Below are 26,326 nucleotides of genomic sequence, written 5' to 3'. Positions count from 1 at the left end.
CTATCCCGGATGCTTGTTACGCCGCAACGTCTTGTCGATATCACTCCTCTTCAACAGATAATCCAATCCACCGACGCGATACCAGCGATACCCATAAGGCTCCAGCACGACGCGATGCTGGCCGCGCTCGTCGGCGTGGCTGTGGTCCTCCGCGAGCAGATTGATGAGGTGCGCGCCGGCCTCGCCCGGCAGCCCCACCGAGAACGCAGTCTCGCGCGGCTTCTCGTCGAGATTATGCACGAACAGCACGGAATTGTTGCGCCAGTCGTAGCGCATGATGAACACGGCGGGATCGCGCGTCGCGATGATCGAAAAATCGCCCCAGCCGATCTCCGGCACCTCCTTGCGCATCCGGACGATGCGCTCGGTCCAGTTCAGCATCGAGTTGGGATCGCGCCGCTGCTTGGCGACGTTGACGTGCGGATAGCCGTACGGTCCTTCGTCGATGACGGGCAAGGCCGGCTTGTCGCTGGTGGTGAAGCCGCCATGCGGCTCGGTCGACCATTGCATCGGCGTGCGCGCGCAATTGCGTTCCGGCAGCGACAGATCATCGCCCATCGCGATCTCGTCGCCATAGCGGATCACCGGCGTCCCCGGCAGCGTGCACATCAAGCTGTAGGCGAGCTCGAGCCGCCTGCGGTCGCCACCCAGCATCGGAGCCAGGCGACGGCGAATGCCGCGGTCGTAGAGCTGCATGTCCTTGTCGGGACCGAAGCTTTTGAACACGGTGTCGCGCTGCGCCGGGGTCAATCGCCCGAGATCGAGCTCGTCATGATTGCGCAGGAACAGGCCCCATTGCGCCGAGGCGGGCCGCGGCCTGGTCGCCTTCAGCGCTTTCCCCAGCGGGCGGGAATCGGACGAGGCCAGCGCATAGAACAGATGCTGGTTGACCTGGAAATTGAACATCATATGCATGCGGTCGGCATCGCGGCCGAAATATTCCATGTCCGTCTTTGGCAGCACGTTAGCCTCGGCGAGGATGATGGCATCGCCCTGCCGCCATTGCAGGAATTCACGAAACGTCCGCAGCATGTCGTACTGCTCGGCCGGTTTCTTCACCTTGGCGCCTTTGGTCGCGATGACGAAAGGCACGGCATCCATGCGAAAACCCGAGACCCCGAGCTGGATCCAGAAGCCCATGATCTTCAAGATCTCGGTCTGCACACGTGGGTTCGAGGTGTTGAGATCGGGCTGGAAATCGTAGAAGCGGTGGAAGTACCAGGCGCCGGCTTCCTTGTCGCGCGTCCAGGTCGATTTCTGCACGCCGGGAAACACCATGCCCTGATTGGCGTTGGCCGGCTTCTTGTCGGACCAGACATACCAGTCGCGATAGGGCGAATTCCTGTCGCTCCGCGCCGCCTTGAACCAGGGATGCTGGTCGGAGGTGTGGTTGACGACGAGATCGATGATGACGCGAATGCCGCGCTGTTTGCAGCCATGGGTGAACTCGACGAAATCGCCGAGCGTGCCGTAGCGGGCATCGACACTGTAGTAGTCGGCGACATCGTAGCCATCGTCGCGGCCGGGCGAGGTCTGGAACGGCATCAGCCAGATCGTGGTGATGCCGAGGCCGTGCAGATAATCGAGCCGGCGCAACAGGCCCTTGAAATCGCCGATGCCATCGCCGTTGGCGTCCATATAGGTGCCGACGGACAGGCAATAGATGATGGCGTTCTTGTACCAGAGATCGTCGATCATGCGCGCGCAGCCTCGGTGGTTCCGCCGAGGTGCGGCGGCTGCGTGATAAGTGTTAAGAGCGAGAGCGGTTCCGTACTCCGCCGTCGTCCTGGACAAGCGAAGCGCAGATCCAGGACCCATTGCCACAGGCCAAAATTTGACGAGGACTGGTGGTTATCAGCTCGTGCACCAACGAACTCTTGGGGTAATGGGTCCTGGCTTTCGCCAGGACGACGACGGAGGAATCGGTTATCCTCTCCCCATGGACAATCCCGCCCGCATTGCCCTCGTGCCACCACCCGACCGCCGTCAATCCGAGAGGGCGCTGGCGATCGCGCGCGGCACGGCGCGGTTGCTGCGCTCGCTCGGCTTCACCTGCATCAGCGAATTGCCGCTGCCCTCGGGGCGGCGCGCCGATCTCGTCGCGCTGAACGAGCGCGGCGAGATCTGGATCGTCGAGATCAAATCGTCGGTGGAGGATTTGCGCGCCGATCAGAAATGGCACGAATACCGGGCGCATTGCGACCGGCTGTTCTTCGCCTTCACGCAGGACCTGCCTTGCGAGATCTTTCCGCAAGACACCGGCCTGATCATCGCGGATGCCTATGGTGCGCACCTGCAGTGCGAGGCGCCCGAGCACAAGCTCGCCGCGGCCACGCGCAAGCAGATGACGGTGCGATTTGGCATGGCTGCGGCGTTGCGGATCAACCGGCTGGTCGATCCGCAGGGGCATGCGGAGTTTTGGGAGTAGCGGCGCCGCGCGCGGGATGTCGTAGGGTGGGCAAAGCGTAGCGTGCCCACCATCCAGGTCAAAGATTGAAGCAGGCACGGTGGGCACGGCGCTTTGCGCCTTTGCCCACCCTACGACACCGTTATCGCGGCGCGCGCTTCGCCAGAATGCGCTGCAGCGTGCGCCGGTGCATGTTGAGGCGCCGTGCCGTCTCGGAGACGTTGCGGTTGCACATCTCGTAGATGCGCTGGATGTGTTCCCAGCGCACGCGGTCGGCCGACATCGGGTTCGCCGGCAATTCGGACTTGTCCGAGCCGGTCGACAGCAGCGCTGCGACGACGTCGTCGGCGTCCGCGGGCTTTGAGAGATAATCGACCGCGCCCATCTTCACCGCGGTGACGGCGGTGGCGATGTTGCCATAGCCGGTCAGCACGATTGCGCGGGCGTCGGGGCGCTTCTTCTTCAGCGCCGAGACCACGTCGAGACCGTTGCCGTCACCGAGCCGGAGATCGACCACGGCAAATGCCGGCGCCGCCTTGCCGATCTGCGCCAGGCCGTCCGAGACGGTGTCGCATGACGTCACCGCAAAACCGCGCGTTTCCATGGCGCGCGACAGCCGCTCCAGGAACGGCTTGTCGTCCTCCACGATCAGAAGCGAGCGGTCGGTCTGTTCGTTCAGTTCGGCGATGGCGTTCAAGGTGTCGTCCTCTCTCCAGCGCGTCTACATATGGCGGCGCAATCGGGCGGTGCCAAGGGCGCCAATAGTCGATCGACCCCGTCGTGCGACGCAAGGTCGCGGCCTATCCTATTGTTTCTTCGAAGGTCTCGATAGCCTCAAAACGCTCTCTCGGCCACGTGATCTGGACCACTGCGCCGTGGTCGGGAAAGGTTCGGTTGGTAAACGAGACCTTGGCGCCGGTGCGCTCCAGCAAGGTGCGCGCGATGAACACGCCGAGCCCGAGGCCGCCGCCTTCGTCCTGGTTGCGCCGCCGCGACAAATAGGGCTCGCCGATCCGGTTCAGGATGTCAGGCGGAATGCCGGGACCGTCATCGGAGATCACGAGCTCGATCGTGTCCTTGTTCCACCACGCATTTACTTCAACAGTGGTGCGGGCAAAATCGACCGCGTTCTCGACGATGTTGCCGACGCCGTAGAGGATCGCCGGATTGCGCGAGCCGACCGGCTCGGCCACGATGGCGACGGCGATGCGCACCTTGATATCGACGCCGAAATCGCGGTGCGGCGCCACCACCTCCTCGATCAGCTCCGACAGTTTCATGCGGTCGAACGGCGCGCCGGTGGAGGAGAGCTGGGTGATCTTGCTCAATATGTCGCGGCAACGCTGCGTCTGCTCGCGCAGGGTCTTCAGGTCGGCGGCAAAGTTCGGTTCCTTCACCGTCTTCTCGAGCTCGCGCGAGATCAGGAAGATCGTCGCGAGCGGCGTGCCGAGCTCGTGCGCCGCGGCCGCCGCCAGGCCGTCGAGCTGGGTCAGATGCTGCTCGCGCGTCAGCACGAGCTCGGTCGCGGCCAGTGCGTCGGCGAGCTTGCGCGCCTCCTCGGTGACCTGGAACGAGTAGAGGCTGGTGACGCCGATCGCGAGCGCGATCGAGAGCCAGACGCCGACGAGATAGATCGGCGGCAGCACCAGCGGATCGTCGGAATCCCAAGGCAGTGGCAGATGGAAGAAAAACAGGACCGAGGCGCAGGCGACAGCCAGCACGCCGAGGCCGAAGGTGAAGCGGGCCGGCAGCGCGGTCGCCGAGATCAGCACGGGCGCGAGGAACAGGAACGAGAACGGGTTCTGGAGTCCGCCGGTGAAGAACAGGAGACCCGCCAGCTCCACGATGTTGAGCGCGAGCAGTCCGGCCGCCTGCATCGGCTCCAGCCGCTGCAGCGGATTGGACACGGTCTGGAGTGCCAGATTGAGCGCCGCCGACAGGGCGATGATGCTGACGCAGGGGACGATCTCGACGTTGAATTCCAGCCCCTGCGCCACGATGAAGATCGCGGCGAGCTGGCCCAGCACCGCGAGCCAGCGCAGCCGCAGGATCGTATCCAGGCGGATATGCCGCTGCGCGGGGCGAAAGTCGGAAGCGGCAAGTTCGGTCATTTCGGCCAAGGGGGCGGTGCCTTCTCGATCACAAGCGCGCGGCTCACGGAACCACCGGATTACAAGCCTTGCGCTCTCCGCTGCAATAGCAGAAGAACGCCCAGCATGACCGAGAATGACCAGGGTTCAAGCTGGCCGACTGTCGCGGATCGCAGCCTCTCCGCGGCCATCGCGGTCGATCACCTCGTCAAGGTCTACAAGCAGACCCGCGCCGTCGACGACATCTCCTTTTCGCTTCCGCGCGGCAGCATCACCGGGCTGCTGGGCGGCAACGGCGCAGGCAAGACCACGACCATCGCGACGATCATGGGCCTCGTGCTGCCGACCTTCGGCCGCGTGCAGGTGCTCGGGCATCGGATGCCGGAGGACAGCGCTTCCGTGCTGGGACGGATGAATTTCGAGAGCCCCTATGTCGACATGCCGATGCGGCTCACGGTGCGTCAGAACCTCACCGTGTTCGGCAAGCTCTATGCGGTGAAGAACCTCTCCGACCGCATCGCTGAGCTGGCCTGCGATCTCGATCTCACCGAGTTCATCGACCGCGCCAACGGCAAGCTCTCCGCAGGACAAAAGACGCGCGTTGCGCTTGCCAAGGCGCTGATCAACCAGCCCGAGCTGCTGCTGCTGGACGAGCCGACCGCCTCGCTGGATCCCGACACCGCCGACTGGGTCCGGGGTCATCTGGAGCGTTATCGCAAGGCGAACAACGCCACCATCTTGCTGGCCTCGCACAACATGCTCGAAGTCGAGCGGCTCTGCGACCGCGTCATCATCATGAAGCGCGGCCGTATCGAGGACGACGATACGCCCGAAGCCATCATGGCGCGCTACAACCGCACCACGCTGGAAGAGGTGTTTCTGGACGTCGCGCGCGGAAGGGTGAACGGCGCACAGGAGGCGGCACGATGAGAAGGCCGTATGTTGCGAACGTAGCCCGGGTGAGCGAAGCGATACCCGGGAACGCCGCCAGCAAGGTCCCGGATGTCGCTTCGCTCATCCGGGCTACGGGAGTGCGCGATGAGTGAGGCCTCCCTCCACCGCGGCATCTCCCTCCATCGCATCGGCGCGATGATCCTGCGCTATTGGTACCTCCTGCTGTCGTCCTGGCCGCGGCTGCTCGAGCTGCTCTACTGGCCGGCGCTGCAGGTCATCACCTGGGGCTTTCTTCAGCTTTATATCGCGCAGAATGCAAACTTCTTCGCACGTGCCGGCGGCACCCTGATCGGCGCCGTCATCCTCTGGGACATCCTGTTTCGCGGGCAGCTTGGCTTTTCGATCTCGTTTCTGGAAGAGATGTGGGCGCGCAACCTCGGCAATCTCATGATGAGCCCGTTGAAGCCGATCGAATTTCTGCTGTCGCTGATGATCATGAGCCTGATCAGGCTCGCGATCGGCGTCATCCCGATGACGCTGCTTGCGCTGTTCCTGTTTCACTTCAACGTTTATGCGCTCGGTGTGCCGCTGATCGCGTTCTTCTGCAACCTGATCTTCACGAGCTGGTCGGTCGGCATCTTCGTCTCCGGCCTGGTGCTGCGAAACGGTCTCGGTGCCGAGAGCATCGTCTGGACCTTGATGTTCGGCATCATGCCGCTCGCCTGCGTCTACTATCCCGTCAGCGTGCTGCCGGTCTGGCTGCAGTATATTGCCTGGACGCTGCCGCCGACCTACGTGTTCGAAGGAATGCGCGCGCTGCTGATCGAAAACACCTTCAGGACCGATCTGATGCTGAGCGCGTTGGCCATCAATGCGGTGCTGTTGATTGCATCTTTTGGGGCATTCCTTGCCCTTTTGCGCAGCGCCAGGATGCAGGGCTCGCTGCTGTCAGGCGGCGAATAACGTAACTTTCTCGTGGATTCAGCCCGGTTTGGGCGACTGGGCCACGTAAATGTACGGAACCATGCATTGACGCAATATTACGCATTCGGCAGTATGCTGCGATGCGAAGAGGAATATAGCGATGCCGATTGGCGAGTTTGGCGGCGCGCCACCCCTGGTGGCCGAAGGCAGTCCGGTCCTGACGACGCCGATGTACTGGATGTACGAGATGGGGCAAGCCTCTCTCAATCCGGCGCGTGCGATCACGGACGCGACCAAGCTGCTGTTTCAGAATCCCCTCAATCCATGGGCACGCACCGAGGTCGGCAAGTCGGTTGCCGCGGCCTGCGAATTGTTCGAACGCACCACGCGCCGTTACGGCAAGCCGGAATGGGGCCTCAACGACACCGAGGTCAACGGCATCCGCGTTCCCGTCGAGGTCCGCTCGGTCTGGGAAAAGCCGTTCTGCCGCCTGCTCTACTTCGATCGCAAGTTCACCCGTCCGCTGCGCAGCCCGCAGCCGCGCGTGCTGATCGTAGCGCCGATGTCCGGCCATTACGCGACGCTGCTCCGCGGTACGGTCGAGGCTTTCCTGCCGGGGCATGAGGTCTACATCACCGATTGGGCCGATGCCCGCATGGTGCCGCTCAGCGACGGCCGTTTCGATCTCGACGACTACATCGACTACGTCATCGAGATGCTGCATGTCCTCGGCGGCAACACGCATGTGCTGGCGGTGTGCCAGCCCTCGGTTCCCGTTGTCGCTGCTGTTTCGATCATGGAAGCGCTGCGTGATCCCTTCGTGCCGACCTCGATGACGCTGATGGGCGGCCCGATCGACACCCGGCGCAATCCGACCGCGGTGAACAACCTCGCCCAGGAGCGCGGTATCGACTGGTTCCGCAACCACGTCATCACCAAGGTGCCGTTCCCGCATCCGGGCATGATGCGCGACGTCTATCCGGGATTCCTGCAGCTCAACGGCTTCATCAGCATGAATCTCGACCGGCATATGGATGCCCACAAGCAGCTGTTCGCCAATCTGGTGAAGGGCGACGGCGACCTCGTCGACAAGCATCGCGACTTCTACGACGAATATCTCGCGGTGATGGATCTCTCCGCCGAGTATTACCTGCAGACCGTCGACACCGTGTTCGTGAAGCATTCGCTGCCGAAGGGCGAGATGACCCATCGTGGAACACGCGTCGATCCCTCCAAGGTCACGCGCGTCGCGTTGATGACGGTCGAAGGCGAGAACGACGACATCTCCGGCATCGGTCAGACCGAAGCAACGCACACATTGTGCAGCTCGATTCCCGATCACCGCCGCGTTCATTACGTCCAGAAGGGCGTCGGACATTACGGCGTGTTCAATGGCTCGCGCTTCAAATCGGAAATCGTGCCGCGCATCCATGACTTCATGGTCTCGGCGGCGAATCCGAGCTCATTGCAGGCACTCGCGGCCGAATAATCGCGTATTTCGGCTTTCCCGCTGAAAATCGACGCCCTGTCGGAGGCTCCGACAGGGGCGAGTTCCCGCCAGATTCGCGGTATTTAGGTAGCTTTGTAGGAGTGAGTCCAACCTCACCCCTTGGGGGTGCCGCATGCGCCTGACGGGGGCGAAAAAAGCCGGTTCCAACCCCAGTCTGTAGGGTCTCCCGGACGCCAGACCCCTGTATATTGGGCAAATGATTTGTTTTTGCGCCGAGCGCTTTCCCTGGCGGCGGTTATGGCAGAATCCGGGCGCCCTCCTGCCCCCCGGACTGACAGACATGGCCACTCGCGCACTCCTCTATCGGCGGCCCCACGAGCCGAAGACCCTCCTGATCACCCACGGATCGCAATATTTTGCGATTCGACTGCGCCGGCATCGCCGCGCGCGCCGTTACACGCTCAGAATTCATCCGAGCGATCGCGAAGCCATCCTCACCATGCCGCCGCGCGGCACGCTCGCCGAAGCAAAAGACTTCGCGCAGCGCCACGGCGCATGGATCGCGGCACGTCTCGGCCGTTTGCCGAAGGCCGCACCGTTTCAGCCTGGCACAGTGATACCGCTTCGCGGCGTTTCTCATCGCATCGTTCATCGCGCCGGCACGCGCGGTACGGTGTGGACGGAAGTGCGCGATAGCGGTGAACGCATTCTCTGCGTCGCCGGTGGCGTCGAGCATGCGGACCGTCGCATCAGCGACTTCCTCAAGCGCGAGGCTCGCCGCGACCTTCAGCGTGCCGCGGAATCCTATGCCGGCGAGCTCGGCGTCAAGGTCAAGCGGCTCTCGATCCGCGATCAATCGAGCCGCTGGGGCTCCTGCACCTCGGCCGGGTCGCTGTCGTTCTCCTGGCGCCTGATCCTCGCGCCGCCCTACGTGCTCGACTATCTCGCCGCGCACGAGGTCGCCCATCTCGTCGAGATGAACCACTCGGCGCGGTTCTGGCGCGTCTGCGGCAAGGTCTGCCCGTCGATGGAGCGCGCCAAGAAGTGGCTCGATACGTATGGGAACGATTTGCACCGGTACGGGGTCGAGGATTAGGTCCTCGCTGCCAGCCTCCATCTGCCGCTGTCATCGCCCGGCTCGACCGGGCGATCCAGTATTCCGAGGCGGTTGTTGTTGAACCGAGAGGCCACGGCGTACTGGATTCCCGCGTTCGCGGGAATGACAGTTGAGAATGCGGCGAGGTCCGCGCGAACTCAATTCATCCCTCTGCTCAGGCGCTGACATCCGCGCTTGTCCCCGGCTGCGTGCGCGAGGCGAGATAGGATGACTGCAATTGCGCGGCCGCCTTCTGGCCCTCGGCCAGCATCGCCTGGAAGGCCGCATCGAGTTGATCGCGGCTATAGGTTGCGGAGCTGCTTTCACGCGGGGTCCATTGCGATTGCGTGATCGCGGTGGAAGCTTTTTCAACGGTGCCACCGAGCCGCTCGGCATAGCTATCGGCCCGCCACTGCGCCAGATCCGGTCCACTCAGACCGGGTGGATCCTCCAGCTTGCCGATCTTTGCAGCCGCCTCGTTGGTCATCGTCGAGGACCCGCCATTGTACAGGGTGGCGACCACCTTGCCGTCGACCTTCACCTGAGCATAGGTATTCTCCGGTGCACCGTCCGAGACGGCCGATTGAGTCGCGCTCGTATCATGGGTCATCAGCCAGTTCGTTGCCATGAGGTCGCGCAGGTGAGGATTGTCCGCCGCGGATATCGACTTGGCGCCTGTCAGGGGCTTGACCTGCGAGACGTCGATCCGAAAGCCGTCGGTCGCAGCATCAGTCGCATCCGGTCCCGCCGGCTGAAGACTCGATGTCCTATTCGAAGCGGACGTTGATGCGGGCCGCAGATGAGGCAACGCCGCGCTGGATACACCTGACATGATGGAACGCTCTCCGATACTTGCTCAACCTATGAGAGCAAATCCCGGGCCGCCGCCCCGAGCTTGAAGAGACTGGTTTTTTTGCGTTCCGGGAGCTGCGGGGATCGGTCGATTTCGCCATGGTAGGCAGGACTTGCCGAAGACGAGACCGGTGGCGAACAGGGATAGCCGAGATAGTTGCCCCGTTCGGGATGATGGCGGGACGGTTCTGTTTTGCCCGACGTGTCAAATGGCCTTGCTGCCAGAATCAGCCGTCTTGCGACTCGCGTAAGCCGTTGATTCCGCTATCACTGGCTACTGTGCATGGGGTTGTTTTCGCGATTTTGTTTTGAGGCCACAAGGACCCACGCAGAACCTAGCGATTTCCGCCAAACAGCCGGTCCATCAGCCAGCCATCGAGTCCTGCGGCTGCTTCCGGTCGCGCATTGGCGCGCGTCGGCGGCGGCCGATAGCCGCCGTTGCTGGCCGGTGCCGGTACGGGCGCTGCCGCTGTTGGCGGGGACACCTGCGACGTCGCCTGCGCGAGGTTCGACAGGCCCCAGCTGCCTTGCGAGCTCGGCAAGGCTGCCACCGGCACGCCCTCGTGCGCCGTCTTCATGAAGCGGGACCAGACTTCGACCGGCAAGCCGCCGCCGGTCGCCTTCTTGGTCGGCGAGTTGTCGTCATTGCCGAGCCACACGCCGGTGACGAGGTTGGCGGTGTAGCCGATGAACCAGGCATCGCGGTAGTCCTGGCTGGTGCCGGTCTTGCCGGCCGCCGGCCAGCCCGGGATCTCCGCCTTCTTGGCGGTGCCGCTGATCAGCGTTTCCCGCATCATCGCGTTCATCATGCCGACATAGCGCGGATCGACCACCTGGTTGTGCTCGTCCGCCTGGCGCATGTAGAGCAGCTTGCCACTGAGCGTCCTGATCCGCGTGACGACATGCGGCGTCGCCATGAAGCCGCCATTGGCGAAAGGTGCGTAGGCGCCGACCAGCTCGACCATCGAGACTTCGGAGGTGCCGAGCGCGATCGAGGCGTTGGGCTCGAGTTTCGACGAGATGCCGAGCCGGTGCGCGGTGCGCACCACGTTCTTCGGACCGACCTCGAGGCCGAGGCGGATGGCGACTGTGTTGAGCGACATCGCGAGCGCCTGGGTCAGCGTCACCGCGCCGAAATATTCGTGGGTGTAGTTCTCAGGTTTCCAGCCCTTGACCTCGATCGGCGCATCCTGGCGGAGCGTGTCGGGCGTCAGCCCCTGCTCGAGCGCGGTCAGGTACACGAATGGCTTGAACGAGGAGCCCGGCTGGCGCCTGGCGGTGACGGCGCGGTTGTACTGGCTCTCGGAATAATTCCGCCCGCCGACCATGGCGCGAACCGCGCCGTCCGGCGTCATCGCCACCAGCGCGCCCTGGCTGACATTGAATTTCACGCTCTTGGCCGCGAGCTCGTCGATGATGGCGGCTTCCGCCACGCTCTGGAGCTTCGGATCGATCGTGGTCTCGACCTTGATGCTCTCGTCGATCTGGCCGACCAGATCGTCCAGCACCTCGCCGATCCAGTCGGCGACGTAGTTGACCGTGCCGGCGCCGACCGGCTTCACATTGTAGGAGGGTTGGCCGATCGAGGCCTGCGCCTGCGCTTCGGTGATGAATTTGGCATCCGCCATCGCCGTGAGCACGATTTTCGCGCGCGCTTCCGCGCCCTCGGGGTTGCGGTTCGGCGCGAGCCGCGAAGGCGATTTGACGAGGCCGGCCAGCATCGCGGCCTCCGCGATGGTGACGTTCTTGGCCGACTTGCCGAAATAGCGCTGCGCGGCGGCTTCGACGCCATAGGCGCCGGAGCCGAAATAGACGCGGTTGAGATAGAGCTCCAAGATCTCGTTCTTGGAATGCTTGCGCTCCAGCCAGATCGCGAGCTCCGCTTCCTGCAGCTTGCGCGCCATGGTGCGCTCCTGGGTCAGGAACAGGTTCTTCGCCAATTGCTGCGTCAGCGTCGAGCCACCCTGCGACACGCCACGATGGAGCACGTTGGTGACGAGCGCGCGCAGGATGCCTACGGGATCGATGCCGAAATGCGAATAGAAGCGGCGATCCTCGATGGCGATGAACGCCTTGGGCAGATATTGCGGCAGATCCTTCAGCGAGACGTTGGCGCCGGCCATCTCGCCGCGTTGCGCCAGCATGCTGCCGTCGATGCCGACGATCTGGATCGTCGGCGGCCGCTTGGGGATCTCGAGCGACTGGATCGGCGGCAGATGAGCGCCGACCCAGATCACGACGCCGATCACGGCGATCGCGCCCCACAGACCCAGCACCGCGCCCCAATAGACCAGGCGGCCAAGGTTCGCGCCGATGCGTGACTTGGATCGCCGCTTGGCACTGCCGCGACCGGCCGGCGCCTTCCGCTCGCGCGGCGGCTCGTCGCCGGCATCCTCGCTCTTGCGCCTGGCAGATGATTTCGTTGATTTCTTCGGCTTGTCATCGCCGCCGGGAATGCGGTCGGCCGCCGTCAGGCGCAGATCGGCGAGCGCAGCAGGCAAGCCGAACAACGGCTCCTTCCGCCCACCCTTTTTCTTTCCCAACCCCATACGCAAAACGCCCGGTCAGCCCGCCCCGCCGCACGCTAGCGGTCGCTGTTTAAGGCCCGGTTACCCCGACGTTAACGCGTGATTAGGAGGTGCGGCATTCGCTGGCCGCAGTTCCGCTGGTTTGCCGGCGGAGCTAGGATCGCCGGCATAAACAAGAGGGAGCACGCATGGGCCACATCGATCCGACCAAGGAGATTTTTTCGCAGTTCCGGGAGAACGACCGCCCCGGCCCGATCCACATGCTCAACCTGGTGCGCTTGCGCAAGGAGGCGGCCTATCCGGACGGCCGCAAGACGAGCGGCGCGGAAGCCTATGCGGCCTATGGCCGCGAGAGCGGCCCGGTGTTCGAACGCCTCGGCGGCCGCATCGTCTGGCAGGGCAAATTCGAGCTGATGCTGATCGGCCCCGAGACCGAGCGCTGGGACCATTGCTTCATCGCCGAGTACCCAAGCGTCGCCGCCTTCGTCGAGATGATCCGCGACCCCGTCTATCGCGAAGCGGTGAAGCACCGGCAGGCCGCGGTGGAGGACTCACGGCTCATTCGGCACGCGGTGCTGCCGGTGGGGAAGAACTTTGGAGAGATACCGGATTGATTTTCCGTCATGGCCGGGCTGGCCCGGCCATGACGGCGTTGAGGCAGTTGCTTCCGAGAACTAACCCGCCGGACTCGCATCCTCAATGATCGGGCCGAACAGCTCCCAGCGTTCGCCGTTGAACTTCATCATCTGAAGCTGCTTGTTGACCCGGTAGTCGGTCGGTGAGGTATTGGCCTTGATGCCGGGCAGCGCGGTGTCGCTGGTCACGTCCTTCAGCGAGGCGGCCTGCTTCATGACGTTCTCGCGCGTCAGGTCGTCGCCGCACTGCTTCAGCACATGGACCAGCAGCTGCGCCGTGCTGTAGCCGTAGGTGTTGAAGTTCGAGTCCTTGTCGCCATCCGGATAATACTTGGCCATGAAGTCGAAATACCTCTTAAGGCCGGCATCGTCCTTCCAGGTCGGATCGAGTGGTTCCTTGCCGTAATTGACGCTGATCAGGCCCTTGGCGGCGTCGAGGCCGGCCGGCTTCAGCACCGCGCCGACCGAGGTGGCGTTGATGTCGACGATCTGCACCGGATGCCAGCCCATCTCGGCGATTTTCTTGATCGCCTGGGCCGCCTGCTTCGGCGTGGTGGCGCTGAAGAACAGATCGGCGCCGGCGTCCTTGATCTTGAGGATCTGCGAATCGACAGTCGGATCGGAGACTTCGTAGGAAGCTTCAGTCACGATCATCTTGGCAGCTTTGTCGCCGAGACCGGCCTTGATGCCGTTCAGATAGTCCTTGCCGAGGTCGTCGTTCTGATAGAGCACGCCGATCTTGGCGTTCGGATGCTCCTTCAGGATGTACTGTCCGTAGATGCGGCCTTCGACGAAGTAGTTGGGGTTGAAGCCCATCGTCCACGGAAAGTTCTTCGGATCCGTGAACCTCGAGGCTCCGGTCGCCGCGAACAGTTGCGGCACCTTCTTCGAGTTGAGATATTTCTGCACGGCTGCGTTCACCGGCGTGCCGATGATCTGGAAGGTCAGCAGGACCTCGTCACTCTCGACCAGCTTGCGAATCTGCTCCACGGCTTTCGGCGGCGAGTAGGCGTCGTCATACTGGATCAGATTGATCTTGCGGCCGTTGACGCCGCCCTGGTCGTTGATCATCTTGAAATAGGCGGCTTGGGTCTTGCCGATCGACGAATAGGCCGACGCCGGTCCAGAAAACGGCATCGTCTGGCCGACCTTGATCTCGGTATCGCTGGCGCCCGGATCATATTTCTTCTGGGCATTGGCCGCCGGCATCGACAGCGCCAGGGTCAGCGCCGTTGCAGTGGCCAGATGCAGAATTCCATTCCTCATTCGCATTTCCTCATTGTTTATTGCCGGTGATCAATCGGGTGCGCTCATGCGCACCTGATGTCACCGCTGAGGGCGAGTGTGGATGAGGCGTTGTTGCAACGCAAGTTGGGCGTGCGCCCGCAGTTCGTAGGGTGGGTTAGCCTTGCGGCTGCGCAAAGCGCAGTCCGCTGGGCGTAACCCACCACTTCTGTTTCCGCGGAAATCAAAAAGGTCGGTTACGCTGCGCTAACCCACCCTACCCAGTAACTAACCCGCTGGACCCGCATCCTCCATGATCGGGCCGAACAGCTCCCAGCGTTCGCCGTTGAACTTCATCATCTGCATCTGCTTGTTGACGCGGTAGTCGTTCGGCCCGGTGTTGATCTTGATGCCGGGCAGCGCGAAGCTCGGGGTGAAGTCCTTGATGTTGGCGACCTGCTTCATCACGTTCTCACGTGACAGGTCGTCGCCGCACTGTTTCAGCACTTGCGTCAGCAATTCGGCGACGGAATAAGCATAGGTGTTGACGGTATTGAGCTTGTCGCCTTCGGGGAAATACTTGTCCATGAAGGCGAAGAAGGCTTTCACGCCCGGATCGTCCTTCCACTGGGGATCGCCGGGCTCCTTGCCGTATTGGGTCGAGATGATGCCCTTGGAGATATCGAGGCCGGCCGGCTTCAGCGTCGCCGAGATCGGGCTCGCATTGATGTCGAGAATGTGCACCGGCGTCCAGCCGAGCTCGGCGACTTTCTTGATCGCCTGCGCCGCGAACTTGGGTGTCGAGGCATCATAGAAAAGATCGGCGCCCAACGACTTCAGCTTGACCACCTGCGAGTCCACCGTCGGATCGGTGACTTCGTAGGAGACTTCGCCGACGATCATGCCGGCGGCCTTGTCACCGAGACCGCTCTTGAGGCCGGCGAGATAGTCGCGGCCCATATCGTCGTTCTGGTAGAGCACGCCGATCTTGGCGTTCGGATGCTCCTTGAGGATGTACTTGGCGTAGATGCGTCCCTCGGACACGTAGTTGGGATTATAGGCGATGGTCCAGGGATAGTTCTGCGGATCGTTGAAGCGCGCGGCGCCGGTCGAGGCCAGCAGCTGCGGGATCTTCTTGCCGTTGAGATATTTTTGCACGGCGGCGTTCGCGGCGGTGCCGATGATCTGGAAGGTGAACAGCACCTCGTCGCCTTCGACGAGCTTGCGCACCTGCTCGACCGTCTTCGGCGGCGAATAGGCATCGTCATACTGGATCAGATTGATCTTGCGGCCGTTGATGCCGCCCTGATCGTTGATCATCTTGAAGTAGGCGGCCTGGGTCTTGCCGATATTGGCGTAGACGGAATAGGGCCCGGAGAACGGCACGGTCTGGCCGATCTTGATCTCGGTGTCGCTCGCGCCGGTGTCGTATTTCTTCTGGGCGAGAGCTTGGTTGGCGGAGAACGCGAAGGCGAGCGCCGCCGTGGCAGTGATGAAGGCTCTGCGATTGCTCATGTGGGGTTGTTCCTCCTGACGGAATTTCCGACCGACGGTCTTGTCCCGTTGATTGCCAACGGTCGCCATCGCTGTCGCAGATTGTGGAGGAACGGCAGGCGACGCGCAAGGATCGCGGCGCCGCGCTATGGCGTCTCAGGTCAGGAACAAGACTGACAGTGCGAGCGCCGCCGGCAGCGCCTGCACCATCAGGATGCGCGTGCTGACGGTCGCTGCGCCATAAGCGCCGGCCACGATCACGCAAAGCAGGAAAAACGCCTTGATCTGGAACGCGAAGGCCGGATTGCCGTGCACCAGCCCCCATACCAGGCCTGCGGCCAGGAAGCCGTTATAGAGCCCCTGGTTGGCGGCCAGCACCTTTGTGATCGCTGCCTTCTCCGGCGTGTTGCGGAAGACCTTCAAGCCCTGCGGCTTGTCCCAGAGAAACATCTCCAGGATCAGGAAGTAAGCGTGCAGTGCGGCGACCAGCGCCACCAAAATATTCGCGATCCAGATCAAGTTGAGCTCCCCCAGCGTCAGCTTTCGGGTGGACGTTAGCACGGTGGGCGTGGCAAGTGCGATGGCGTGTTTCGATGCCATGGTGCTGCAATGCCCGCGCGACCGACCAACCCACCTGTAACCTTCGGCCTCGATCGGCTGGCGACGCCGATCGGGATTGCGCTGCTGGTCACCGACGCCGCGGGCGCCTTGCGCGCGCTCGACTGGGAGGATTACGAGCACCGCATGCGCGAGCTCTTGCGCCTGCATTACGGTGTGGTGGATCTGAGTGACCAACCCGCGCCCGCGGCCATGCGGACCGCGCTGTCGGGCTATTTCGACGGCGACCTCGGCCAGCTCTCAGGCATCGCCTGGCGCATCGCCGGCACGTCGTTCCAGCAGAAGGTCTGGAATGCGTTGACGCAAATCCCTGCCGGCACCACGATGAGTTACGGCGCGCTCGCTGCCAGGATCGACATGCCCAAAGCCATTCGCGCCGTCGGCCATGCCAACGGCTCCAACCCGATCAGCGTGGTGCTGCCGTGCCACCGTCTGATCGGCGCCGATGGTTCTCTGGTGAAGTATGGCGGCGGCCTCGCGCGCAAGCGTTGGTTGCTCCGGCATGAAGGCGTGGCGGTTTAGATATCCGCCTGTGGTCATTCCGGGGCGTGCGTAGCGCGAACCCGGAATCCATTTCTCCGCGTCACCAGTGGCACGATGGATTCCGGGTTCGCCGCTGCGCGACGCCCCGGAACGACGCGAGGAGAGAGGTGCGCAGCCGCCCTCACGCCGCCGGCTGAACCGCCTTGTCGCCGGCCATCACATGGGTCAGCGCGCTCTTGATCGCGGCCTGGCGTGTTGGCGCGCTGATCTGCGCGCCCAGGAGATCGGTGACATAGAACACGTCGCGGGCGCGCTCGCCGAAGGTCGCGACATGGGCCGAGGCGATGTTGAGGTTGAGCTTCGAGATCGCGGTGGTCAGCTCATAGAGCAGGCCGGGCCGGTCGAGGCCGGACATTTCGATCACTGTGTAGCGGTCGGACCATTGGTTGTTGATCGTCACTTCCGGCTCGATCACGAACGGCCGCGCCTTGCCGCGCACGGTGCGCCGCGCCACCACCTCGGGCAGACGCAGCTTGCCTTCCAGCACGTCCTCGATCATCTCGCCGATGCGCGTGGCGCGCCGTCCCTCGTCCTCGTCACGGTCGTATTCCCTGGAGATCGAGATGGTGTCGAGCGCGCGACCGTCGGTCGTGGTGTAGATCTGGGCATCGACGATGTTGGCGCCGGCCGAGGCACAGGCGCCCGCGATGATCGACAGCAGCCAGGGATGGTCGGCGGCGAAGATGGTCAGCTCGGTGACGCCACGCACCTCGTCGAAGCCGACATTGATCGCAAGCTTGTGGCCGGCCTGCTCGCTGGCACGGACGAAGCGCGCATGGCGGATCTTGCGCGGCAGCTCGACCTTGAGCCAATAGGCCGGATAGTGCCGGCCGATATAGGCGTCGAGCTCTTCCGCCGGCCATTCCGCGAAGGCGTTACGGAATTCGGCGTATGCGGCCGTGAGGCGCTTGCCGCGGTCAACCTCCGAGAAGCCGCCCGTCAGCACCGGTTCGGTCTCGTAGTAGAGGGAGCGCAAGAGCTGCGCCTTCCAGCCGTTCCACACGCCCGGGCCGACGCCGCGGATGTCCGCGGTGGTCAGGATCGTCAAGAGCTTCATCTGCTCGACCGACTGCACCACGGCGGCGAAATTCTCGATGGTCTTGCGGTCGGAGAGATCGCGCGATTGTGCGACCGTGGACATCGTCAGATGCTCCTCGATCAGCCAGGCCACGAGCTCGGTGTCGGCCGGGCTGAAGCCGAGCCGCGGGCAGAGCCGTCGCGCCACCTTGGCGCCGGCGATCGAGTGGTCCTCGGGCCGGCCCTTGGCGACGTCGTGCAGCAGCGTCGCGATGTAGATCACGGAGCGATGCTCCGGCCGGATCTTGCGCATCAGGTCGCTCGCCACCGCGAATTCCTCGATGCCGCCGCGTTCGATGTCCTGAAGGAAGCCGACGCAGCGGATCAAATGCTCGTCGACGGTGTAGTGATGATACATGTTGAACTGCATCATCGAGACGATCTTGCCAAAGGCGCGGATGAAATGGCCGAGCACGCCGGTCTCGTTCATCCGCCGCAGCACGATCTCCGCGTTGTCGGACGTCAGGATCTCCATGAACAGCCGGTTGGCCTCGGGATTCTCGCGCATCTGCGCGTTGATCAGGCCAAGCGAACGCGTCACGTCGCGCATCGCGTCCGGATGGAAGGCGAGATTGTTCTTCTGCGCCAGGCGGAAGATCCGGATCAAATTGACCGGATCGTGCTTGAACACGTCGGGCGCCGCAACGTTGATGCGGTTGTTGTCGACGATGAAATCGTCGCTGTCGGGCACCCGCCGCTTCGCCGCGGTGGGGCGCAGCCGCGCCATCATCCGGCTCAGCACCGGCGCGGGCTTGGCCTGCTGGTCCTCGAGCTTGGCGCAGAGGATGGCAGTGAGGTTGCCGACTTCCTTGGCGACCAGGAAGTAGTGCTTCATGAAGCGCTCGACGTCCTGCATGCCGGGGTGCGAGGTGTAGCCGAGCCGGACCGCGATCTCGCGCTGAAGGTCGAAGGAGAGGCGCTCTTCGGCGCGGCCGGAGTAAAAGTGAAGATTGCAGCGTACCGACCAGAGGAAGTCGGCGCAGCGGCGGAAGGTGCGGTATTCCTGCGCGTCGAACACGCCGCGGTCGACCAGCTCGTCGGTGTCGCTCACGCGGTAGACGTATTTTGCGATCCAGAACAGCGTGTGCAGGTCGCGGAGCGCACCCTTGCCGTCCTTGACGTTGGGTTCGACCAGATAACGCGATTGACCGCCGCGGCGATGCCGCTCCTCACGCTCGGCGAGTTTGGCGGTGACGAACTCCGACGCAGTGCCTTGCACGACCTCCTTGTCGAAGCGGGCGACCAGCTCGTCATAGAGCGGCCGGTCGCCGGTAAGAAAGCGCGTCTCCAGGATCGCGGTGCGGATGGTCATGTCGCCTCGCGCCTGCCGGATCGACTCGTCGACCGAGCGGGTGGCGTGACCGACCTTCAGCCCCATGTCCCAAAGACAATAGAGGATGGCCTCGGCGACCTGCTCGCCCCAGGCGGTCTGCTTGTAGGGCAGGATGAAGAGCAGATCGATGTCGGACTCGGGAGCCATCAGGCCGCGGCCATAGCCGCCGGTCGCCACCACCGCCATGCGCTCGGCACCGCTCGGGATCGGCGAGCGGTAGAGATGGCGGGTCGCGGCCGAATACAGGATGCGGATGATCTCGTCCTGCACGTGGCACAGCCGCTCGGCGCAGCGCCGGCCGTGACGGTCCTTCAGCAGGATCGTCTGTGCCGCGGCGCGCGACGCAATCAGCTCGGCCTTGAGCAGTTGCGCCATGGCCGTGCGGAATGCGTCCTCGCGTCCCTGGTGCTTCTCGGCAAGCGCATCGACCGCGGCGGTGATCCGCGCGGTGTCGAAGCGATCGTCCACCTCGGCCTTGTGCTCAGTCGCGACGCTGTCCATGTCTCACCGGATATAAGAGGCGGCAGGCGCTGTCACCCGCCATTCTCTCGCAATAGTCGTTCCATGCTGGAAAGGTGCGGCTTTGGGTAAAGCTGTTCTCGGCCGGCGCGCTTTCGAGGGACGGATTTTCTCGTTGACCTCTAGATGTAACTCATTGAAAAACAATGAAGTTTCGAGGAGACCGGGCATGACCAGGATTACACGACGTATACTGCTGGCGGGAGCGGTCGCTCTTGCCGTGTCCCCCGCGGCGCGGGCGGCGGATCCACTCAAGGAAATCCGTATCGATTGGGCGACCTATAATCCGGTGTCGATGGTCCTGAAGCAGAAGGGGCTCCTGGAAAAGGAGTTCGCCAAGGACGGCATCACCGTCACCTGGGTGCAGTCGGCCGGCTCCAACAAGGCGCTCGAATTCCTCAATGCGGGCTCGATCGATTTCGGCTCGACCGCGGGCTCGGCGGCGCTGGTCGCACGTATCAACGGCAACCCGATCAAGTCGATCTACGTCTATTCGCGTCCCGAATGGACGGCGTTGGTGACATCAAAGGATTCCAAGATCGCCGATGTGGCCGGCCTCAAGGGCAAGCGCGTCGCGGTGACGCGCGGCACCGATCCGCATATTTTCCTGGTGCGCGCGCTGCTTGGCGCAGGTCTCACCGAAAAGGACATCACGCCGGTGCTGCTCCAGCACGCCGACGGCAAGACCGCGCTGATCCGCGGCGACGTCGATGCCTGGGCCGGGCTCGATCCGATGATGGCGCAGGCCGAGGTCGAGGACGGCGCGAAACTGTTCTACCGCAAGGCCGACGCCAACACTTGGGGCATCCTCAATGTGCGCGAGCAGTTTTTGAAAGACTATCCGGACGCCGCCCGCCGCGTGCTCGCCGTTTACGAGGAAGCGCGAAAGTATTCGCTGGCGAATTACGATGAGCTCAAGAAGACCTTCATCGCCGTGACCAAGCTGCCAGAGCCTGTCGTCGACAAGCAGCTCAAGGAGCGCACCGAGCTGACCCACAGCCGCATCGGCGCGCCGCAGCGTGAATCGATCCTCGCCGCGGGTCTCGCGCTGCAACAGGCCGGCGTCATCGATGCCAAGGTCGATGTGAAGGCGACGCTGGATGCGTTGATCGACGATCAGGTGCCGTTGCCAACGAATTGAGGGGGCTCTTTCCCTCCCCCCTTGTGCCTCGCGAAGCGAGGCGGGTGAGGGGTTCTTTCCTCACGATCAGTATTGCGAGCCGAGAGAACCCCTCATCCGGCGCTTCGCGCCACCTTCTCCCGCAAGGGGAGCAGGGAAAAGCAGCGGAGGGCGTGGCAAGAGTAGTGTTGCAATCTTGCACAAGACGCGCTTCCTACCGGCCATGATCTCCGACGCGCCAGTGCTGCAACAAACCGCGGAACCGGCTGAAGGCGCCGCCGCGCCTTCGCGGGTCTCGCGCTATGCACGGCCGATACTGGGTGTGTTGTTGCCGCTCACCCTCGCGCTCGGTTGGGAGTTCCTGGTCTGGCGCGGCTGGTCCAACGGCCGGCTGGTGCCGCCGCCCTCGCGCGTGTTCGCCACCATCACTGATCTTGCCCGCTCCGGTGAGTTGGTCCGTCACATCGCCGCGACACTGTGGCGCGTCGGTCTCGGCTTTGCGTTCGGCGTGGTCGCGGGCACCTTCCTCGGCGCCATATCCGGCTATTGGTCACTGGCGCGGAGGCTGCTCGATCCGACCGTGCAGGCGCTGCGCGCAATTCCATCGCTGGCCTGGGTGCCGCTGTTCATCCTCTGGCTCGGCATCTTCGAGACCTCGAAGATCGCGCTGATCGCGGTCGGCGTGTTCTTCCCGGTCTATCTCGGCGTGATGGGCGCGATCCTCATTGTCGATCGCAAGATCGTCGAGGTCGGTCGCACCTTCCGTCTCTCCGGACCTGCCATGATCCGTCGCATCCTGCTGCCCGCGGTGCTGCCGGCCTATGTCGTGTCGTTGCGCGTCGGTCTTGGTCTGGGCTGGATGTTCGTGGTGGCGGCCGAGCTGATCGGCGCGTCCGAAGGGCTCGGCTATCTCCTGCTCGACGGCCAGCAGCTCGGCAAGCCCGCGCAGATCCTCGCCGCCATCGTGATCTTCGCGATCCTCGGCAAGCTCACGGATTGGTTGATCGAGATCGCGGCTGCGCCCTTCCTGCGCTGGCAGGACGCCTTCGGGCGTACGACGGGAGCATAAGGCGATGCTGGCGCTCGACCGGGTCAGCAAGACCTATCCCAACGGAGTGCAGGCGCTGGCGCGTTTTTCCGCCGAGATCAGGCAAGGCGAGATCGTCGCCATCATTGGCGGCTCGGGCTGCGGCAAGTCCACGCTGCTGCGCGCCATTGCGGGCCTCGACCGCGCAAGCTCGGGCACGGTGACGCTGGACAACGAGGCGATCGCCGCGCCGCATGCCAAGATCGGCATCATCTTCCAGGAGCCGCGGCTGCTGCCCTGGCTCAGCGTCGCCGACAATATCGGCTTTGGTCTTGCCGATGGGCCCGCGACCGAGCGGCGCGAGAAGGTGGCGCGTGCGCTCGATCGCGTCGGGCTCGCCGAGAAGGCGCAGGCCTGGCCGCGCGAGCTCTCGGGCGGGCAGGCACAGCGCGTCGCGATCGCCCGCGCCCTGGTGCCGCAGCCCGAGGTGCTCTTGCTCGACGAGCCGTTCTCGGCGCTCGATGCCTTCACCCGCAGGGACCTCCAGGATCATCTGCTCGATCTCTGGGCCGACACGCGGCCGACGCTCATCCTCGTCACGCATGACGTCGACGAGGCCGTGGTGCTGGCCGACCGCGTGCTGGTGATGCGACCGCGGCCGGGCCGGCTGTTTGATCAGATCGAGATCAATCTCGGCCGGCCACGCGACCGCAATGCGCCGCTGTTCGAGAATTTCAAGCGAAGTGTGCTGACGTCACTCGACCGCTCGCTCGACCGCAACGTGCCCGACCGTGACGCAACCCAGGGTCCCGGTCAGGCCATGTGGTGGTGACAATTTCTCTCTGAGCCGGTACATCGCAAGCCGGTACTTCGTAGAGACGATTTTTCCGGGAGAGAACAAGATGGACGCCGCAGAACTGCGCCAGATGCAGGCCCCGATCAAGGAGCGCTATAAGACCGATCCCAAGACCGCGATGATCACGCTGAAGGCCAAGGGCTCGACCGACAGCGAAGGCATCGCCTGCAAGGTCGAGACCGGCCGCGCCATCGCAATGGCCGGCCTGCATCCCGCAACCGGCGGCTCCGGCCTCGAGCTCTGCTCCGGCGACATGCTGCTCGAGGCGCTGGTCGCCTGCGCCGGCGTCACGCTGAAATCGGTCGCGACCGCGATCGAGGTGCCCTTGAAGACCGGCAACGTCTACGCTGAGGGCGATCTCGATTTCCGCGGCACGCTCGGCGTCGACAAGGAGACCCCGGTCGGCTTCGCCGAGATCCGTCTGCGCTTCGAGGTCGACACTGATGCGCCGCAAGACAAGCTCGACCTGCTGCTCAAGCTGACCGAACGCTATTGCGTGGTCTATCAGACCATCAAGAACGGCCCGAAGGTTTCGGTCTCGATGCAGCGGATGTAGCGAGCGAAGGCCGCTCGCCCCACAATTAGTGTCGTCTCGGCGAAGCCCGGGACGACAAAGAAAAAAATGTCCCCCGAGCTCCACTTCATCCTCATCCTCGTTCTGCGCATGATGGTCGCGGCGGCGTTCGTCGTGACGGCGTCGATCATCACCGAGCGCTCGGGGCCGGTGATCGGCGCGCTGGTCGCGACCTTGCCGGTCTCGGCCGGACCATCCTACGTCTTCCTCGCGCTCGACCACGATGCCGCCTTCATCGCGCAGGGCGCACTGTCGAGCTTGCCGGTCAATGCAGCGACGATCTTCATGTGCGTTACCTATGTGGTGCTGGCACAGCGGCGTAGCCTTCTGGTGAGTTGCGGAAGCGCGGTCGCAGTCTGGATCGTGTTCGCATCGATCATCAAGCAGTTCGATTGGCCGCTCACCGCCGGGCTCGCCGCCAATCTGATCGCGTTCGGCATCTGCATTCCGTTGCTCGCGGGCTATCGCCACGCGAAGATGCCGCTGGTGACGCGGCGCTGGTATGACGTGCCGATGCGGGCTGCGCTGGTCGCGACCCTGGTCGCGATCGTCGTCTCGACCTCGGGCTGGGTCGGTCCCCGGATCAGCGGCATCATCGCGCTGTACCCGGTGGTGTTCTCCAGCATCATGGTGATCCTGCATCCCCGCATCGGCGGCCCTCCGACTGCTGCCGTGCTCGCCAACTCCGCCTGGGGCTGCTCGGATTCGGCATGGCGATCGCCACAATGCACGTGGCGGTGGAATGGTTCGGTTCGGCCATCGGTCTTGGGCTTGCACTCGCCACATGCATCGTTTGGAACCTTACGCTATGGGGGATCGGGCGCAGTACGTTGCACAAGGCGCGGCAAGCACCGTGACACTACGGACATGCGGCACGGAGTCGCCGGATTCTTCCGTAGCAAACTCGCCATGACCGATCACGAGACGCTTTCCTTCAAACCCCTGAAGGACCAAGGCCATTTCAATTCAGCGCGGACCGAGCAGCGTGTAAGGCGTGCCGTCGTACAGCTTTAGGCTGCTTTGTCGGCCATCGCCTTTCCCAGAATTCGTTAGCACTTTATTCGAGTCTTATAGGTATTGAATCATCTTGCGTACCCGCCTCGGTCTTCGCAACGCGAGTTTACCGGCGGAATTTTCGATTGGAATTCGGTGCGTGTGCCGCGCCGTCACGTCCCCTGATCCCGTCACGCAATTTCATGATTTTGGAGATTCACTGATGTTTGGTCGCAAGTCCCGCAACGACGCGGACGCTCAGCTCGCAGCCATCGGGCGCTCGCAGGCCATGATCGAGTTTGCCATGGACGGCACGATCCTTCACGCCAACGAAAATTTCTTGAATGCCCTCGGCTATTCCCTCGACGAAATCAAGGGGAAGAAGCACGCCATGTTCATGCCGGCCGATCAGCGCGATAGCGCCGAGTACAAGGCGTTCTGGGCCGCATTGAACCGCGGCGAGTATCAGGCAAGCGAGTTCAAGCGGATCGCGAAGGGCGGCCGCGAGATCTGGATCGAAGCATCCTACAATCCGGTGCTCGACGGCGACGGCAAGACGGTGATGGTCGCCAAGATTGCGACCGAAATCACCGAGAAGAAGATCCGGAGCATGACGGACGCTTCGAAGATCGCTGCTGTGGGCCGCGCCCAGGCCGTGATCGAGTTCAAGCTCGACGGCACCATCGTCACCGCGAACGAGAATTTCTGCAAGGCGCTCGGCTATTCGCTTGCCGAGATCCAGGGCAAGCATCACAGCCTGTTCGTGCCCCAGGCCGAGCGCGACGGCGCGGCCTATCGCGAGTTCTGGGCCAAGCTAAACCGCGGCGAATACCAGGCTGGCGAGTTCAAGCGCATCGGCAAGGGCGGCCGCGAGGTTTGGATTCTAGCCTCCTACAATCCGCTACTCGATGAGAACGGCAAGCCCTTCGGCGTCGCCAAGTTCGCCACCGACGTCACCGCCGAGAAGATGAAGACCGCCGATCTCGCCGGCCAGATCGCGGCGATCGAGAAGGCGCAGGCGGTGATCGAGTTCAACATGGACGGCACGATCATCACCGCCAATGCCAATTTCCTCGGTGCCCTCGGCTATTCGCTGGCGGAGATCAAAGGCAAGCACCACAGCATGTTCGTCGAGCCCTCGGAGCGCGATGGCAATGGCTATCGCGAGTTCTGGGCCGCGCTCAACCGCGGCCAGTACCAGGCGGCCGAATACAAGCGCATCGGCAAGGGCGGCAAGGAGGTCTATATCCAGGCCTCCTACAACCCGATCATGGATCTCAACGGCAAGCCGTTCAAGGTCGTGAAATATGCGACCGACGTCACGAAGCAGGTGCTGGTCCGCATGGGCAACGAGCGCGTCCGCAGCATGATGGAATCGGTCGCCGCGGGTTCGGAGGAGCTGAACGCCTCAGTGCGGGAGATTTCCGAGGCCATGACCAAATCGCGCGAGACCGCGATGAGCGCGGTGGAGCAGGTCGCTTCCGCTGATGCCCAGGCCCAGCGCCTCACTGAAGCGGCGCTGGCGATGAGCGGGATCGTCGAGCTCATCAACAACATCACCGGGCAGATCAATCTCCTTGCACTTAACGCCACCATCGAATCCGCCCGCGCCGGCGAAGCCGGTCGGGGCTTTGCAGTGGTGGCCTCGGAGGTCAAGAGCCTCGCTAACCAAGCCAAGCAGGCCACTGACAAGATCGGCGCTGAGATCGGTAGCCTCAACGGTATCTCCGGAGACGTCGTCACCGCCCTGGCTTCGATCAAGACGGCCATCAGCAACGTCAGCGAATATGTGACGTCGACGGCCGCGGCAATCGAAGAGCAGAGCACCGTGACCAACGAGATGTCGACCAGCATGCAGCGCGCCGCAGCGGAAGCAGCGGCGATTTCGGCGAGGGCATAGCCAGCGCTCGGAACGGGGGTGGGTTAGCGGAGCGTAACCCACCTCTTTAGTTTCTGCGGTGACGGAAGTGGGGGGGTTGTCCCTTAGCGGACCACCCCCCCCCCCCCCCAAGCCCGAAGCCCCGCGGGCGGGCAAAACAAACACGCCCCCCGAGCGAGGCGGCGGGCCCGCG

Annotated in this window: 21 protein-coding genes and 1 pseudogene; 13 read left to right on the top strand and 9 right to left on the bottom strand. The window is 63.5% G+C overall.

Translation table 11 applies throughout. The annotated features are described in order from the left end of the window. On the bottom strand, positions 1–1,698 hold the full coding sequence (locus AC0L3K_RS00790) for an alpha-amylase family protein (protein WP_473365381.1): 1,698 nt from the start codon (positions 1,696–1,698) through the stop codon (positions 1–3). 241 nt (positions 1,699–1,939) lie between these two features. On the opposite strand from AC0L3K_RS00790, the gene AC0L3K_RS00785 reads away from it, so the two are divergent. Next, entirely contained in the window at positions 1,940–2,428 is a 489-nt protein-coding gene (locus tag AC0L3K_RS00785) for an MmcB family DNA repair protein (RefSeq protein WP_354200229.1), read from the top strand. A gap of 121 nt (positions 2,429–2,549) precedes the next feature. Here AC0L3K_RS00785 and AC0L3K_RS00780 read toward each other — a convergent pair whose 3' ends face one another. Continuing rightward, complete coding sequence (locus tag AC0L3K_RS00780) at positions 2,550–3,104, bottom strand: ActR/PrrA/RegA family redox response regulator transcription factor (RefSeq protein ID WP_007598178.1); 555 nt, start codon at positions 3,102–3,104, stop codon at positions 2,550–2,552. Positions 3,105–3,207: 103 nt separating this feature from the next. Next, positions 3,208–4,518: an ActS/PrrB/RegB family redox-sensitive histidine kinase gene (locus tag AC0L3K_RS00775; protein WP_354200386.1), complete on the bottom strand. Its 1,311-nt coding sequence runs from the start codon at positions 4,516–4,518 to the stop codon at positions 3,208–3,210. A 105-nt stretch (positions 4,519–4,623) separates the two neighbouring features. On the opposite strand from AC0L3K_RS00775, the gene AC0L3K_RS00770 reads away from it, so the two are divergent. The 4 genes from AC0L3K_RS00770 (at position 4,624) to AC0L3K_RS00755 (ending at position 8,861) form a co-directional block, all read left to right on the top strand. Further along, positions 4,624–5,427, top strand: a complete 804-nt coding sequence (locus AC0L3K_RS00770) for an ABC transporter ATP-binding protein (protein ID WP_354200228.1) — start codon at positions 4,624–4,626, stop codon at positions 5,425–5,427. Positions 5,428–5,535: 108 nt separating this feature from the next. Then, positions 5,536–6,354, top strand: coding sequence for an ABC transporter permease (locus tag AC0L3K_RS00765; protein WP_219679809.1), 819 nt, complete (start codon positions 5,536–5,538; stop codon positions 6,352–6,354). 121 nt (positions 6,355–6,475) lie between these two features. Further along, positions 6,476–7,804: a polyhydroxyalkanoate depolymerase gene (locus tag AC0L3K_RS00760; protein ID WP_007598173.1), complete on the top strand. Its 1,329-nt coding sequence runs from the start codon at positions 6,476–6,478 to the stop codon at positions 7,802–7,804. A gap of 217 nt (positions 7,805–8,021) precedes the next feature. Further along, positions 8,022–8,861: a M48 family metallopeptidase gene (locus tag AC0L3K_RS00755; RefSeq protein ID WP_354200227.1), complete on the top strand. Its 840-nt coding sequence runs from the start codon at positions 8,022–8,024 to the stop codon at positions 8,859–8,861. Positions 8,862–9,036: 175 nt separating this feature from the next. Here the strand turns inward: AC0L3K_RS00755 and AC0L3K_RS00750 are convergent, their stop codons facing one another. Together AC0L3K_RS00750 and AC0L3K_RS00745 are read right to left on the bottom strand one after the other, a co-directional pair. Beyond that, positions 9,037–9,696: a hypothetical protein gene (locus AC0L3K_RS00750; protein ID WP_035993812.1), complete on the bottom strand. Its 660-nt coding sequence runs from the start codon at positions 9,694–9,696 to the stop codon at positions 9,037–9,039. 352 nt (positions 9,697–10,048) lie between these two features. Then, positions 10,049–12,262, bottom strand: coding sequence for a transglycosylase domain-containing protein (locus AC0L3K_RS00745; protein ID WP_473365380.1), 2,214 nt, complete (start codon positions 12,260–12,262; stop codon positions 10,049–10,051). Positions 12,263–12,429: 167 nt separating this feature from the next. Here AC0L3K_RS00745 and AC0L3K_RS00740 point away from each other — a divergent pair, with 167 nt between their 5' ends. After that, entirely contained in the window at positions 12,430–12,855 is a 426-nt protein-coding gene (locus tag AC0L3K_RS00740) for a DUF1330 domain-containing protein (protein WP_354200225.1), read from the top strand. 60 nt (positions 12,856–12,915) lie between these two features. On the opposite strand, the gene AC0L3K_RS00735 is transcribed toward AC0L3K_RS00740, so the two are convergent. The 3 genes from AC0L3K_RS00735 to AC0L3K_RS00725 all read right to left on the bottom strand — a co-directional run bounded on the left by AC0L3K_RS00735 (position 12,916) and on the right by AC0L3K_RS00725 (position 16,194). Next, positions 12,916–14,142 (bottom strand): ABC transporter substrate-binding protein, encoded by a 1,227-nt coding sequence (locus AC0L3K_RS00735; protein ID WP_007598165.1) that lies wholly within the window; start codon positions 14,140–14,142, stop codon positions 12,916–12,918. A gap of 246 nt (positions 14,143–14,388) precedes the next feature. Continuing rightward, positions 14,389–15,615, bottom strand: coding sequence for an ABC transporter substrate-binding protein (locus AC0L3K_RS00730; RefSeq protein WP_007598163.1), 1,227 nt, complete (start codon positions 15,613–15,615; stop codon positions 14,389–14,391). A 135-nt stretch (positions 15,616–15,750) separates the two neighbouring features. Beyond that, positions 15,751–16,194, bottom strand: coding sequence for a DUF1304 domain-containing protein (locus tag AC0L3K_RS00725; protein WP_007598162.1), 444 nt, complete (start codon positions 16,192–16,194; stop codon positions 15,751–15,753). A gap of 9 nt (positions 16,195–16,203) precedes the next feature. On the opposite strand from AC0L3K_RS00725, the gene AC0L3K_RS00720 reads away from it, so the two are divergent. Further along, on the top strand, positions 16,204–16,734 hold the full coding sequence (locus tag AC0L3K_RS00720) for a methylated-DNA--[protein]-cysteine S-methyltransferase (RefSeq protein ID WP_007598160.1): 531 nt from the start codon (positions 16,204–16,206) through the stop codon (positions 16,732–16,734). Positions 16,735–16,876: 142 nt separating this feature from the next. On the opposite strand, the gene AC0L3K_RS00715 is transcribed toward AC0L3K_RS00720, so the two are convergent. Continuing rightward, complete coding sequence (locus tag AC0L3K_RS00715; protein ID WP_007598158.1) at positions 16,877–19,666, bottom strand: [protein-PII] uridylyltransferase; 2,790 nt, start codon at positions 19,664–19,666, stop codon at positions 16,877–16,879. 187 nt (positions 19,667–19,853) lie between these two features. Here AC0L3K_RS00715 and AC0L3K_RS00710 point away from each other — a divergent pair, with 187 nt between their 5' ends. From AC0L3K_RS00710 to AC0L3K_RS00685, 6 genes and pseudogenes are all read left to right on the top strand, one after another. Further along, positions 19,854–20,825, top strand: a complete 972-nt coding sequence (locus AC0L3K_RS00710) for an aliphatic sulfonate ABC transporter substrate-binding protein (RefSeq protein WP_473365379.1) — start codon at positions 19,854–19,856, stop codon at positions 20,823–20,825. A 202-nt stretch (positions 20,826–21,027) separates the two neighbouring features. After that, positions 21,028–21,873 carry an ABC transporter permease gene (locus AC0L3K_RS00705; protein WP_473365433.1) on the top strand — a complete coding sequence of 282 codons (846 nt, stop codon included), beginning with the start codon at positions 21,028–21,030 and terminating at the stop codon, positions 21,871–21,873. A 4-nt stretch (positions 21,874–21,877) separates the two neighbouring features. Continuing rightward, positions 21,878–22,663 (top strand): ABC transporter ATP-binding protein, encoded by a 786-nt coding sequence (locus AC0L3K_RS00700; protein ID WP_473365378.1) that lies wholly within the window; start codon positions 21,878–21,880, stop codon positions 22,661–22,663. Positions 22,664–22,733: 70 nt separating this feature from the next. Next, the gene (locus AC0L3K_RS00695; protein WP_212303282.1) at positions 22,734–23,243 is read left to right on the top strand and encodes an OsmC family protein; all 510 of its coding nucleotides are present in this window, start codon (positions 22,734–22,736) and stop codon (positions 23,241–23,243) included. Positions 23,244–23,309: 66 nt separating this feature from the next. After that, positions 23,310–24,118 (top strand): annotated as a pseudogene (locus AC0L3K_RS00690) (hypothetical protein). Between the two features lie 359 nt (positions 24,119–24,477). Next, positions 24,478–26,154 (top strand): methyl-accepting chemotaxis protein, encoded by a 1,677-nt coding sequence (locus tag AC0L3K_RS00685; protein ID WP_007598150.1) that lies wholly within the window; start codon positions 24,478–24,480, stop codon positions 26,152–26,154. The last annotated feature ends 172 nt before the right edge of the window (positions 26,155–26,326 follow it).

Source organism: Bradyrhizobium sp. MI1.10 (assembly GCF_055811035.1).
The sequence above is the reverse complement of the archived record's forward strand: the minus strand, read 5'-3'. Positions and strand labels throughout refer to the sequence as shown.

Excerpts from the sequence above, each read along its gene's own strand:
- AC0L3K_RS00755 (WP_354200227.1), top strand. The coding sequence starts at position 8,022 with ATGATTTGTTTTTGCGCCGAGCGCTTTCCCTGGCGGCGGTTATGGCAG.
- AC0L3K_RS00695 (WP_212303282.1), top strand. The coding sequence starts at position 22,734 with ATGGACGCCGCAGAACTGCGCCAGATGCAGGCCCCGATCAAGGAGCGC.
- AC0L3K_RS00740 (WP_354200225.1), top strand. The coding sequence starts at position 12,430 with ATGGGCCACATCGATCCGACCAAGGAGATTTTTTCGCAGTTCCGGGAG.
- AC0L3K_RS00745 (WP_473365380.1), bottom strand. The coding sequence starts at position 12,262 with ATGGGGTTGGGAAAGAAAAAGGGTGGGCGGAAGGAGCCGTTGTTCGGC.
- AC0L3K_RS00760 (WP_007598173.1), top strand. The coding sequence starts at position 6,476 with ATGCCGATTGGCGAGTTTGGCGGCGCGCCACCCCTGGTGGCCGAAGGC.
- AC0L3K_RS00715 (WP_007598158.1), bottom strand. The coding sequence starts at position 19,666 with ATGGACAGCGTCGCGACTGAGCACAAGGCCGAGGTGGACGATCGCTTC.
- AC0L3K_RS00705 (WP_473365433.1), top strand. The coding sequence starts at position 21,028 with ATGATCTCCGACGCGCCAGTGCTGCAACAAACCGCGGAACCGGCTGAA.
- AC0L3K_RS00735 (WP_007598165.1), bottom strand. The coding sequence starts at position 14,142 with ATGAGGAATGGAATTCTGCATCTGGCCACTGCAACGGCGCTGACCCTG.
- AC0L3K_RS00765 (WP_219679809.1), top strand. The coding sequence starts at position 5,536 with ATGAGTGAGGCCTCCCTCCACCGCGGCATCTCCCTCCATCGCATCGGC.
- AC0L3K_RS00785 (WP_354200229.1), top strand. The coding sequence starts at position 1,940 with ATGGACAATCCCGCCCGCATTGCCCTCGTGCCACCACCCGACCGCCGT.
- AC0L3K_RS00710 (WP_473365379.1), top strand. The coding sequence starts at position 19,854 with ATGACCAGGATTACACGACGTATACTGCTGGCGGGAGCGGTCGCTCTT.
- AC0L3K_RS00775 (WP_354200386.1), bottom strand. The coding sequence starts at position 4,518 with ATGACCGAACTTGCCGCTTCCGACTTTCGCCCCGCGCAGCGGCATATC.
- AC0L3K_RS00700 (WP_473365378.1), top strand. The coding sequence starts at position 21,878 with ATGCTGGCGCTCGACCGGGTCAGCAAGACCTATCCCAACGGAGTGCAG.
- AC0L3K_RS00685 (WP_007598150.1), top strand. The coding sequence starts at position 24,478 with ATGTTTGGTCGCAAGTCCCGCAACGACGCGGACGCTCAGCTCGCAGCC.
- AC0L3K_RS00720 (WP_007598160.1), top strand. The coding sequence starts at position 16,204 with ATGCCCGCGCGACCGACCAACCCACCTGTAACCTTCGGCCTCGATCGG.
- AC0L3K_RS00730 (WP_007598163.1), bottom strand. The coding sequence starts at position 15,615 with ATGAGCAATCGCAGAGCCTTCATCACTGCCACGGCGGCGCTCGCCTTC.
- AC0L3K_RS00770 (WP_354200228.1), top strand. The coding sequence starts at position 4,624 with ATGACCGAGAATGACCAGGGTTCAAGCTGGCCGACTGTCGCGGATCGC.
- AC0L3K_RS00725 (WP_007598162.1), bottom strand. The coding sequence starts at position 16,194 with ATGGCATCGAAACACGCCATCGCACTTGCCACGCCCACCGTGCTAACG.
- AC0L3K_RS00790 (WP_473365381.1), bottom strand. The coding sequence starts at position 1,698 with ATGATCGACGATCTCTGGTACAAGAACGCCATCATCTATTGCCTGTCC.